This window comes from Bowmanella yangjiangensis (assembly GCF_017255015.1).
Lineage (GTDB): Bacteria > Pseudomonadota > Gammaproteobacteria > Enterobacterales > Alteromonadaceae > Bowmanella > Bowmanella yangjiangensis.
In genome coordinates this window covers 258,825-270,905 of record NZ_JAFKCS010000003.1, presented here as the reverse complement: position 1 = coordinate 270,905, position 12,081 = coordinate 258,825, and the positions used below count along the sequence as shown (strand labels likewise).

At 48.5% G+C, this 12,081-nt stretch carries 9 protein-coding genes; 4 read left to right on the top strand and 5 right to left on the bottom strand.

Annotated elements, in window-relative coordinates; genetic code table 11:
* Positions 1–121: 121 nt before the first annotated feature.
* Entirely contained in the window at positions 122–847 is a 726-nt protein-coding gene (pdsO, locus tag J0A65_RS05695; protein ID WP_206593160.1) for a sortase-associated OmpA-like protein PdsO, read from the top strand.
* 67 nt (positions 848–914) lie between these two features.
* Here the strand turns inward: pdsO and J0A65_RS05690 are convergent, their stop codons facing one another.
* Both J0A65_RS05690 and trxC read right to left on the bottom strand, forming a co-directional pair.
* Entirely contained in the window at positions 915–1,430 is a 516-nt protein-coding gene (locus J0A65_RS05690) for a DUF1993 domain-containing protein (protein ID WP_232849758.1), read from the bottom strand.
* A 16-nt stretch (positions 1,431–1,446) separates the two neighbouring features.
* The gene (gene trxC, locus J0A65_RS05685) at positions 1,447–1,893 is read right to left on the bottom strand and encodes a thioredoxin TrxC (RefSeq protein WP_206593159.1); all 447 of its coding nucleotides are present in this window, start codon (positions 1,891–1,893) and stop codon (positions 1,447–1,449) included.
* A gap of 170 nt (positions 1,894–2,063) precedes the next feature.
* Here trxC and J0A65_RS05680 point away from each other — a divergent pair, with 170 nt between their 5' ends.
* Positions 2,064–6,584 (top strand): PAS domain S-box protein, encoded by a 4,521-nt coding sequence (locus J0A65_RS05680; RefSeq protein ID WP_206593158.1) that lies wholly within the window; start codon positions 2,064–2,066, stop codon positions 6,582–6,584.
* 9 nt (positions 6,585–6,593) lie between these two features.
* On the opposite strand, the gene J0A65_RS05675 is transcribed toward J0A65_RS05680, so the two are convergent.
* A complete protein-coding gene (locus tag J0A65_RS05675; RefSeq protein WP_206593157.1) occupies positions 6,594–7,337 on the bottom strand; it encodes a creatininase family protein in 744 nt (247 codons plus the stop codon).
* Between the two features lie 185 nt (positions 7,338–7,522).
* Here J0A65_RS05675 and J0A65_RS05670 point away from each other — a divergent pair, with 185 nt between their 5' ends.
* Complete coding sequence (locus J0A65_RS05670) at positions 7,523–8,086, top strand: phosphoribosyltransferase (protein WP_206593156.1); 564 nt, start codon at positions 7,523–7,525, stop codon at positions 8,084–8,086.
* Between the two features lie 62 nt (positions 8,087–8,148).
* Here J0A65_RS05670 and J0A65_RS05665 read toward each other — a convergent pair whose 3' ends face one another.
* The gene (locus tag J0A65_RS05665) at positions 8,149–9,444 is read right to left on the bottom strand and encodes an NCS2 family permease (RefSeq protein WP_206593155.1); all 1,296 of its coding nucleotides are present in this window, start codon (positions 9,442–9,444) and stop codon (positions 8,149–8,151) included.
* Between the two features lie 137 nt (positions 9,445–9,581).
* Positions 9,582–10,091 (bottom strand): gamma-glutamylcyclotransferase family protein, encoded by a 510-nt coding sequence (locus J0A65_RS05660; RefSeq protein ID WP_206593154.1) that lies wholly within the window; start codon positions 10,089–10,091, stop codon positions 9,582–9,584.
* Positions 10,092–10,319: 228 nt separating this feature from the next.
* Here J0A65_RS05660 and J0A65_RS05655 point away from each other — a divergent pair, with 228 nt between their 5' ends.
* Entirely contained in the window at positions 10,320–12,050 is a 1,731-nt protein-coding gene (locus J0A65_RS05655; RefSeq protein ID WP_206593153.1) for a DUF885 domain-containing protein, read from the top strand.
* Positions 12,051–12,081 lie beyond the last annotated feature (31 nt).

The window sequence follows — 12,081 nt, the reverse complement described above, 5'->3', positions numbered from 1 at the left end:
AATGCCATGATTTCGCCACAATTCATCGGTGCATTGCCCTTTTTGCTCCCCTTTTGTGCCAACTGCTGTGTGTTTAATGGAATTGTCGAAACACACATATCCCTCGTTAAGGAGAGCAAAGATGAAAAAGTTAGTAATAGTATCCGGATTGATGATGGCCTTATCTGCCCCAGCAGCCATGGCTGCGAGCGAGAACATCAAGAAAGCCGAAAACATCGGATTTGGTTCAGGCCTGGTGGTCGGTGCCATAGCTGGTGGGCCACTGGGTGCCATTATCGGCGGTATCTCAGGCATCTTTGTCGGCCACTCTGTGGCAGCCGACAAGGAAATTAAAACCATGGAAACCGCCTTGGCGCAAAATGAAGATGAAATAAATCAGCTGCTGGCATCTAACCAGCAACTGCTGGGTCGTCTGCGTAATAGTGAAGAGCAGCAGCGTCTGCAACTCGTGTCGCTGACCGAGCGCGAGAACGCGGCTATGGATACCAATCTGACTATGCATGTGCAGTTCCGTACCGGTTCCAGCAAGTTAGAATCCATTTACAGTCAGCAGCTTGCCGAACTGGCTGATGCCATGCAGCACAACAAGCAGCTGAAAATTGAATTATCGGGTTTTGCCGACCGTCGTGGTGACGAAACGTATAACCAGAGTCTTTCTGCAGAGCGGGTCGAGTCGGTAAAACAACTGCTGGTCAGTCAGGGTGTCTCAGCAGCAAGGATCAGTACCATGGCATTAGGTGAAGCCATGCCGCTGGATACCAACTCCAGCCTTGACGGTGATAGTTTCGACCGTCGTGTCAGCCTGCGTCTGAGTGCCGACAGCCTGCAAACTGTGGCTAACCACTAAGCTAATTTCTTATCGCAACATTCTCCAGTTCCTCAACCCCTTTGGCGCCTGGCAACAGGCGCCTTTTTTATACTCCGCCTATGGCTCCGAGGTAATCCTTTTTACCAATATCCACGCCAATATGGCGCAAAATTCCGTAGGCTGTACTGACATGAAAGTAGAAGTTAGGCAAAACAAACTGCTGGAGATAATCCTGGCCGTTGAAATTCAATGTGATACTGGGGAAATTCAACTGAATTGCCTTATCTTCACTGCCAGCAAATTGTTCTGGGCTGAGTTGTTCAAGAAATGCCAGGGTTTTGTCCACCCGTTGCAACAACTCCTGCAAGGTTTTCTCATCATCAGCAAAACTGGGGTTTTCTACCCCGCTTAACCTGGCGCCACAGCCTTTAGCCGTATCGCAAGCTATTTGCACCTGTTTGCTTAAGGGCACCATATCAATGGCCAGACGGCTCCCCGCAATCACCTCAGATGCGACTTTTTTACTGTCAGAAAACGCTACCGCCTTGGCCAAAATAGCCCGCAGATTCTGTAAACCGTGACGTAATACAGGTACCGATGCACCGTACATTGAAAGAGACATTTCCACCTCCCGACTGTTAATTTAATGCTTGCAGTTGTTCAACTAACCATTGCTGAAACTGCAATTTAGGTAAGGCGCCGGACATACGGGCCACTTCTTTGCCCTGATAAAACAAAATCAAAGTTGGAATAGAGCGAATGGCAAAAGCCGCACCGCTTTGCTGATTGGCCTGAGTATCCAACTTCAAGAAGCGAACCCGTTCTTTCGCCTGCCCTGCAACTTCTGCATACACTGGTGCGAAGCCCACACAAGGGCCACACCAGGGCGCCCAAAAGTCCACCAGTACAGGTAAGTCACTGCGTTCAATATGCCGCTGCAAATTGGCATCTGTACATTCAATAGGTTTCGCCGTTATCAATGGAGCCCGACATTTTCCGCATAAGGGTTGCAATGCCAGCTTCTCGATAGAAACACGATTCACTCCATCGCATTGGGGGCAAACTATTTGAACAACATCTGACATAGGACTAACTCCGCATTATTTTATACTTCAAATATTGGCCTGTTTAATGCGCTTTCAATGCGATTTATTGATATTTTTCACGCCAGGAAATTGTTCTTGCTACTATTCTTGGAGATTGGTACACAGAAGAAAGTAGTAAGATTGACCATACCAGACAAGGATAAGCAAACTTGACGTCACCACTTGAGCGAATTCGCAGCCAATTCAAGTTTGCCCAAAGACTAGCTCGCCCATGCAACATACTTCTCTTATTAATGTTGGCGGTGTTATTCATTCTCGGCTTTTATGCCGATCATCTAAACAATCGTCGCTATCTTAGCATCAGCCAACGCACGGTCAGTGATGAACTCAGTGTTTTACGCGCACAGTTGGAAGGCACCATCATCAGCAATGTTCAGGTGGTACGGGGTTTAATAGCCGTCATTCAGACAGAACCGCATATCAACCAACAGCGCTTTGCCAGTATCGCCCAACATCTGATTGGCACTCATACCGAGCTTCGTAATATAGGCGCCGCACCGGATATGGTAATTCGCATGATTTACCCTATGGAAGGGAACGAGAAGGCCATTGGTCTGAATTATCTGACCCATCCAGACCAAATGCAAAGTGCAGAGTTGGCAATGAAGAGCGGGAAAATGGTGTTAGCTGGGCCGATAGATTTGGTTCAGGGAGGACAAGCTTTTATAAGCCGCATTCCGGTGTACATTTATGACGAACAGCACCAGGCCCATTTCTGGGGACTGGTATCTGCCGTTATTGATATAGAGCAGGTTTATAAAAATAGTGGCTTACTGGATGAGAAACGTCATCTACAAGTATTGCTTAGCAAGGACGCCTCTCTTGAAGATAGCGGTGCGGTATTTTTTGGCTCACCAGACATTTTGACTAAGCATCCGATACATATGCAAGTGACCTTACCGGAGAGCACCTGGCGGATCGCCGCCATTCCTAAGGACGGGTGGCCGACCACAGCTGACAATGCGCCTGAATTCCGCACCATTTTGACTGTTGTGGGCTTAGTCCTATTTGTCTTTCTATACCTTTTAGTGAGCTTACTTAACAAACGACGGGATCAGGAAAAACGCCTGAAGGGCCTGTTTAGCATGTCTCCATTGGGGATTGGCTTAAACGACTTTAACAACGGCCATTTTCTGGAGGCGAACCAGGCGCTCCTGGATATCATCGGGTATAGCAAAGAAGAGATTCAAGATCTCGACTACTGGCAGATTACGCCTAGATCCTATAAAGAACAGGAACAAAAACAGCTCCAGCAATTAAAAGCTACTGGTCAGTACGGCCCCTATGAAAAAGAATATATTCACAAGCAAGGGCACCGTTTTCCCGTCGTACTTAATGGCATGCTGATCCAGGACAGTCAGGGACGAGAGATGATTTGGTCAATCATTGAAGACATCTCGCAACAGAAAAAAACCGAAGCCTTACTCAAAGAACAGCGAGAGCAATTAGAGCTGGTCATGGAAAGCACGGCGGTAGGTATCTGGGACTGGCACATTCCCAGTGGCACCACCCGGATCAACGAGCGCTGGGCTGAAATGGCGGGCTACAGTTTAGAGGAATTGCAGCCAGTTTCCATCAGCACCTGGCTAAGCCTGGTGCATCCCGATGACTTGGCCAAGTCAGACACACAACTTGACCGTCACTGGCAAGGTGAAAGCAGCAGGTACATATGTGAAAGCCGTATGCGACACAAAGACGGCAACTGGATTTGGGTACTAGACACCGGCAAGGTGGTGGAGTGGGACGCTCAAGGTAAGCCGGTGCGTATGGTTGGCACTCACATTGACATCACCGTACAAAAGCTTGCCAGTATTGAGTTGGAGCGGTCTCAGAAAGAGCTGCAAAGCTTCTTTGATGTATCCCGAAACTTGCTTTGTATAGCCAACAAAAATGGCTTTTTTGATCGGGTTAATCGCGCATTTGAGACGGTTTTCGGCTATAGCGAAGCAGAGCTATTACTAACACCTTACTTGGAGTTTGTGCACCCAGAAGATGCAGATGCAACCCAGGCAGAGTTGCAAAGCTTGCTGCATGGTAAGCCAACCACCTCTTTTACCAACAGATTCCGATGCAAAGACGGCAGTTATGTCTATTTGCGCTGGTACACCACCCCCGATCTCGCGACAGGCAAGTTATATGCTTCAGCCAGCGATGTAACTCAGGAAAGAGACAGCGAATTAAAACTGGCAAGGCAAAAAGAGCTGCTGGAGTCCATGAGCAGACAAGGCCGTATCGGTGCGTGGGAGCAAGACTTTATCAAGTCCCGGGTTTACTGGTCGACAATGACCAAAACCATATTGGAGTTAGATGAAGACTTTGTTCCACAAGCTGGGACCACTGCTACCTTTATAAAGGCCGGTCAGCATCGCAAACGTTTTGAGAAGGCCATAGCTAACGCGATAAAAGATGGCTCAGCCTGGGAGTTGGAACTACTGGCTGTTACCGCCAAAGGTCATGAAATATGGGTTTCAATAACCTGTAATGCCGAGTTCAGAGAAGGACGCTGTATCAGATTATTTGGCTCAGTCCAGGATATTAATTCGCGAAAACGCGCACAAAAAGCCGATGAAAAAATAGCACGCCACAATGAGATACTTGCCCGACTGACAGTCCACCCGACAATACTGCAAGGAGAACTGGGGCTAGCTAAGCACACTCTGGTAGAGCAGCTAAGTTATGGCCTGGAGGTTGAAAGGGCGAGCCTGTGGCTGTTCAACGAAGACAGAAGTAACCTCTACTGCTGTATCACATTCCAGCGCAGTACAGAGACTTTTAGTCATGGTGATGAATTAAAACAAAAAGACTACCCGCACTTTTTTGCAGCGTTATATATGGACTCTCATATTGCCGCGGAAGATGTACAGCAGGACATTCGAACATCGGAACTAACCGCGTCCTACTTAAGCACACAAGACCCCCAAGCTATGTTGTGCACTATCATTAACGGCGGTAGCAGCATTGTGGGGGTGCTTTGTGCAGAGCATATTGGCAGCAAAAGAAGTTGGACTGAGGCCGAGACGGCTTTCATCAGTTCACTTGCCACCTTAACCGGCACTATTCATTCCACCGAGCAGCGCAAGCGTGCAGAGAAAGCCTTAGTCAGTGCTAAAGAAAGTGCAGAAAAGGCCGCCAAAGCGAAAAGTGAGTTCCTCGCGGTGATGAGTCACGAAATTCGCACCCCTATGAATGGTATTCTCGGCATGCTCGATTTAATGCAGGCCGGTGATCAGAACGATGAACAACGACATCGTACCAATATCGTCAGAAGCAGTGCGGAATCATTGCTTGGCCTACTCAACGATATACTGGATTTCTCTAAAGTAGATGCTGGAAAAATGGAGTTGGAGGCCACTCGCTTCGAACTTAAACACTTGTTGGTAGATATTGCCAACGCTTCTGCTCTTAAAGCACAGAGCAAAGGGTTGGAGCTACTGCTAGACGTGCAGGATGTTCAGCACCCATGGGTTATCGGCGACCCAGGCAGATTGAGACAGATTTTGGTTAACCTGATTGGTAATGCTATTAAGTTTACACACAAAGGACATGTACTACTGCGTTGTCGTACCCAGTCGTCTGGTCAAAGGTTACGTTTATATGCCGAGGTAATTGACACTGGTATTGGTATTCCAGCTTCTCGCCAGGCAGATTTGTTTACCCCGTTTACTCAGGTTGATGTGTCAACGACACGTCACTATGGTGGCACAGGTTTGGGACTCGCTATTTGTCGCCAATTGTGTGACCTGATGCAGGGCCAGATAAGCATGCAAAGCACTGAAGGAAAAGGCAGTTGCTTTAGTGTTGAGGTAACTTTAGCGCCTTCGGAAGGGGCAGACGCCAAGATACCAGACTTAACCAAACATAAGATTTTGGTTGCAGCTCCCTTGGAGCTTGCGCGATCAATATACACGAAACAATTAACCACTTGGGGAGCTATCGTTCAACAGGTCGGTACCACTCAAGATCTGAAGCAACAAATACAAGACAGCTTGGTTCAAAAGCGTCCATGGAACATGTTGCTGCTTGATACCGATTTGTTAATTCTGGATAAAGAGCTAATTGAGGTTATTAGGTCAGCCGAACTGCCATTGCTCGCCCTCTATCGAATTCAAAGTGCTGGTCAAATGCCGCTCAGCAAGTACAGCTTTGCCAACCTGTTTAAGCCCCTGTCCCCCATCGAATTGGCCGGACAATTACTCACCTGGCAATCGGGCCTGTGTGAGTTGCCTTTGCTCAAACCTAATGCCACTTCAAACACGTCAGAACAACAGAAACTCAAGGTACTGTTGGTGGAAGATAATTTGATTAATCAAGAGGTCGCCAGATCCATGCTAGAACGCCTGGGTTTGCAAGTTGACTTGGCAGAGAATGGTGCAGAGGCAATTAAAAAACTCGCATCACCTGAAAATTTTCAGCTTGTATTAATGGATTGCCAAATGCCGGTGATGGATGGTTATGACGCCACCCGCCGCATTCGCCGGGGAGAAGGAGGGCAGGCTAACAGCCATATTCCTATCATTGCTATGACAGCCAATGCTATGCAAGGGGATGAAGAGGCATGCCTGGCCGCAGGGATGGATGCATACCTCAGTAAACCGATAAATCTAAGCAGATTACATAACGCTATTATTGCGCAAATACCGGCCGCCCAATTGCATCAAGTGGACGAATAGTATTTCCGTCTATCTCGCGGAGAAGGAGGAAAATTCCTCAATCAGCGCTTTTGCGGCAAACTCAATAATACGTTGTCCGTCTTCTACGCAGGCCTGGCTGGGATCAGAACCAATACGGCCATCAGGGAAACTTTGCCGATAAGCATAGGCGTGACTTATTTCACCAAGGGGGGCAATTTTCGGCATCATTTCCACCTGTTTTTGCGCATCGGGACAGCCGGCATAGGTTACCGCCACTTCGGATGCTGTCGCATGCATACCATGCCCTACGGGATAAATTTCATTACACAGCTCACTGACGCCAGCAAGTTGCCACCAGTTTTGCAACTTAAGTTGCAAGCCGGGTACCGGCGGGGTGTTAGCAAAACTCAACTCGGCATAAACCTCAGAAAACGCAGCATTGATGGTGGGTATATTACCGCCATGGCCGTTTAACCAATAAATACGTTCAAATCCGTGTCGGCGCAGCGAGGTGGTCCAATCCTGGATGGCTGCAATCATGGTCGAGGGGCGCAGGGTTATAGTACCGGCAAACCCCAGATGGTGTTGCGCGCACCCCACGTTAAAAGTTGGGCCAACCAGAATATCTGCCTGTTCGGCAGCGCGGTGAGCAATGATTTCCGGACACAAGGCGTCCGTCCCTAACAGCCCATTGGGTCCATGCTGCTCCACCGAGCCAATAGGGATCACTATGGCTTTAGATGTCTGTAGATATTTTTCAACTTCAATCCAACTGGCTTTCATCAACTGCATAACGGGATCCCTTAAAATCAATGATGACTGAGTATATGACGGCACTTTATCGCTGCCTATCTCCCCAGCCTTATTAGAAAGCACATTCGCCGCAGACAATGCCGGCAAGATCGTCGTAAAAACCTGTAATTTCTCCTCGATTCCTCTATAATTCGCGCCCTTTTTAATCAACTAGAGTGAGCGGTATGTCGGACAAGAAATTCATCACCTCACAGGAACTGCTGCAGGACGCTTTTCGCCTGGCCTCCATAGTTTATGAGGACGGTTTTCGCCCTGACTATATCATCGGTATCTGGCGCGGTGGTGCACCTATCGGGATTGCCGTGCAGGAATTCTTCGATTACAAGCATGTGAAAACCGATCATATTGCTGTACGTACCTCTTCCTATTACGGTATCGGTAAGCAGTCTAAAGAAATCAAAGTGCATGGTTTGCACTATCTGATTGAAAACGCGAATGCAGATGACAAATTGTTGATCGTAGATGACGTGTTCGATTCCGGTCGCAGTATTGAAGCGCTGCTAACTCAGATTCGTAAGCTGTCGCGATTGAACACACCTCATGATATCCGTGTTGCCTGCCCCTGGTACAAACCTCAGAACAGCAAGGTTGATATCGTTCCAGACTATTATGTGAACAAGAGCGATGAGTGGCTGGTGTTCCCTCATGAGCTATCAGGTTTGACCCCAGAGGAAATTGCCCAGGGCAAAACTGAACTGGCGGATATTCTGGATATCCTGACAAAGTAACACTTATTAAACCGAAAAAGGGAGCTAGAGCTCCCTTTTTTATTTGCCAAAACTGATTAGGTTTAATGGTCGAAGAACGCGATTTTCAACACAAATAGTGCCGTGAGCACCCACACGCTGACACTGACTTCGCGCCATTTACCGCACACGGCTTTGGCAAAAGCGTAAGTAATAAATGCCAGGGTAATGCCATGCGCAATGGAAAACGTCAGCGGCGTAAAGAGTAATACTACAGTAACCGGTGCGGCCTCGGTAATATCTTCCCAATCAATCTCGCGCAAGTTGAACAGCATCAAAATGGCGACATAGAAAATCGCACCAGCGGTGGCATATACCGGGATCATACCCGCCAAAGGCGCAAAGAAAATACTCAACAAGAACAGTAGTCCCACCACCACGGCAGTGAGTCCGGTACGGCCTCCAGCCGCTACACCCGCCGCACTTTCGACATAACTTGTGGTTGTGGACGTTCCCAGTGAAGCGCCCGCAATAGTCGCCGCACTGTCACTCATCAGGGCTTTGCCAAGCCCTGGCACATGGCCATTTTTATCGGCCAAGCCGGCTTTTTGCGTAACTGCGATTAACGTGCCTGAGGTATCAAACAAATCAACAAACAGAAAGCCAAAGACTACGCTCAACATGGATATTTCCAGCGCCGCTTGAATGTCCATTTGTAGGAAGGTTGGAGCCAACGAGGGCGGTGCTGAGACTATGCCGTTGTATTGCACGTCACCGCTCAATAAGCCAACAATGGTCATCGCCAATATGGCAAACAGCACCGCCCCGGGCAGATTACGGGCCGTGAAGGCCGCAATCAGAAAGAAACCGAGAATGCTCATTAGTGGTACAAACTGGGTCAGATCCCCTAAAGTCACCAAAGTAACAGGATGCGCCACTATAATGCCGGCATTTTTGAGTGCAATCATCGCCAGAAAGGCGCCAATACCTGTGGCAATACCCAACTTCAAGGTTCTGGGAATGGCGTTGATGATCCACTCGCGCACCTTAAAGGCGCTCAAGGCAAAAAACAGAATGCCGGATAAAAACACCGCGCCCAGTGCTGTCTGCCAACTGTGGCCCATAGATTGCACCACACCATAGGTGAAAAAGGCGTTCAGCCCCATACCAGGTGCAAGCGCCAGCGGGAAATTAGCCACCAGGCCCATAATCAAACAACCAATAGCCGCAGCCAGGCAGGTCGCCACAAACACCGCGCCCTTATCCATACCCGCGTCAGCAAGAATGGAAGGGTTCACAAAGATGATATAGGCCATGGTCAGGAAGATAGTCAGCCCGGCAAATACCTCGGTTTTGACATCACTGCCTCTGGCAGACAACTTGAAGAGTTTCTCCAGCATTTTTTACTTCACCGCGTCGAAAAAAGGCGGCGATTCTAAGCCATGCAGGTGAAAATTTCAGCTTTTTCCTGCTTGAGAACCCTTACCTAGGCCTGCGCAGTCAAAATGGTTTAAGAAATAACTATTCTTAAATCAACTCAGGCTGGCGCGGAGGTGCGATACAAAGACATCTCGGCCTGATGCCTCAGCAATGAAGGGTCTTTGATGGTTCTCACTTTGCGGATACTTGCAATATGTTCGGCAGGCAACTGGTGTTCCTGGGCACCGGTCAGCACGTGGTTTTTATACCAAGTAAAGGGTCTAAGGTCGGGTTGAATGTGGGTGGCTAGATAGGTTTGCACTTCGAGCCGGATATCATCCAGGTAAACTGCCACTGTGCGCCTGATGTATCCATCACCTTCGATGCTGTCTAACAATGGCAATGCTGTGGCATCAATTTGGTACACCACGCCCCATACACTGTCTATAGGGTCGCCGGTGCGCAGCAAATTGCCTTTCGCTGAACCATCTATGCCGGGTTTATTGAAAGCCAGTACAAAACCCATCAATTCTGCTGCAATAAGTTTGGTCGCCGAGGGAATACGGGCAGAAAGCCTGGCCTGCGACATATTGGAGCCATAGGCAAAATACAGGATGTGGCATGACATGGTACTTCCCTCCCCGGTAGTTGGCGATTGCCGACACTCCATTGCATTAGGATACAGCCCGGCTTTCTCTGTCTTAGTCTACTCTATCGGCTGAATTGTTCAAAAAACGCTCCCCATTTTTTACCCTTATTAACCGTTAATAGCATGCAACGCAGGCTTCATACCCATACGCCTGTTCAAACGACGGGAAATGGGATAGCGTGACCAGCGTCAGCCTTGGAGAACCCAATGAGAAAAACAACATTATCTTTTACCCTGCTGGGGCTAATACTCAGCCAGCCAGTCATGGCAGAATCAGCAACCACATCATTTAAGCACTTACTGGAACGTCATTGGCAGGAAGCCAATAAGGAACAAATATTCTTCCGTAAAGATCCCGATACTTTTCGCATGAATGGCAAGTTACCGGATATGTCAGAGCAAGGTCGTCAAAGGCGCGCTTCATTCAATAGAGAAATGCTCCAACAGCTGGAAAAAATTGACTGGCATCAGCTGTCAACAGCCGATCAACTGACCTATCGATTGTTCAAATATGAGAGGCAGAGCGAAGCTGAAAGTTATCAACAGTTGGACCATCTCTATCCTTTTACTATTTATGCTGGTTATCACACTTACTTTGCTGCCGCGCCTGACAATATGTCGTTTCTGAGCAAAGAGGATTACGACAATTACCTGGTTAGTCTGGCAGACTTTCCCCGCTACAACCAGGATTACCTGACTAATCTGCAGGAAGCCATCAGCAAAGGTCACACGCATTACTGCCAAAGCTTTGCTGGTTACGAGCAAACTATCAGCAAACATCTGGTGAATGATGTAGAAGAATCAGTGTTCTTTGCACCATTTAAGCATATGCCCTCACGCATTTCAGTCGACCAACAGCAGGCTCTTTCCCAACAAGGGAAAAAGCTAATCGCACAGAGCGTGATACCCGAATATAAGAAACTGTATGACTTTTTTACCGGCCAATATATGCCAAACTGCCGCCAAGAGGTGGGTATCAGCGGCCTGCCCGGCGGAAAAGATTACTACCAATATCTTATCCATTTTTACACCACAACTAATATGCCTGCTGAGCAGATCCACCAGCTTGGGTTAAGCGAGGTTAAGCGTATCCGTGCTGAGATGCAGGAAATCATTGAGAAGGTCGGCTTTAAAGGCGACTTTAAGCAATTTATCGAGTACCTACGTACCGATCCGAAGTTCTACGCAACCTCAGAGCTGCAACTACTGGAAAAAGCCGCCTACATTACCCGCAAGATGGCGGGACAACTGCCTAAATGGTTTATCACCCTGCCCCGCAACACCTTTGACATTAAAGCGAGCCCAGGCGGCGGTGCTTACTATGTCGCTTCAGACGGCAGCGGTACTACGTCCGGAACCTATTTTATTGGTACCAAGGATCTCAAGGCTGAACCCCTTTACAACCTTGAAGCCCTGACCTTTCACGAAGCCGAGCCTGGGCACCATTTTCAATCCGCCATTGCCGGTGAAATGGATATGCCGGAGTTCCGTAAAACCTTGTACCACTCGGCCTATGGTGAGGGTTGGGGGCTCTATTCAGAGCGCCTGGGTAAAGAAATGGGTTTCTACCAAGATCCATACAGCGATTTTGGTAGGTTAACTTATGAGACCTGGCGTGCCAGTCGTCTGGTGGTCGACACCGGCATGCATGCACTGGGCTGGACTAGGCAGCAGGCCATTGATTATCTGGCTGACAATACGGCGCTGTCGATGCCGGATGTGGTTAATCAGATTGACCGCTATGTAAGCTGGCCAGGCCAGGCGCTTTCCTACAAAATCGGCGAGCTGAAAATTCTTGAATTGCGCCGTCGCGCAGAACAACGACTTGGCGACAAGTTTGATATCCGCGCCTTCCATGATCAGATCCTGCGTACCGGCAGCCTACCGCTGGATTTACTCGAAGAGTTGACCAATGAATGGATAGCTAAACAACGCTAAGTGGCGCGCCAGCTCCTGCCATAATCAGGAG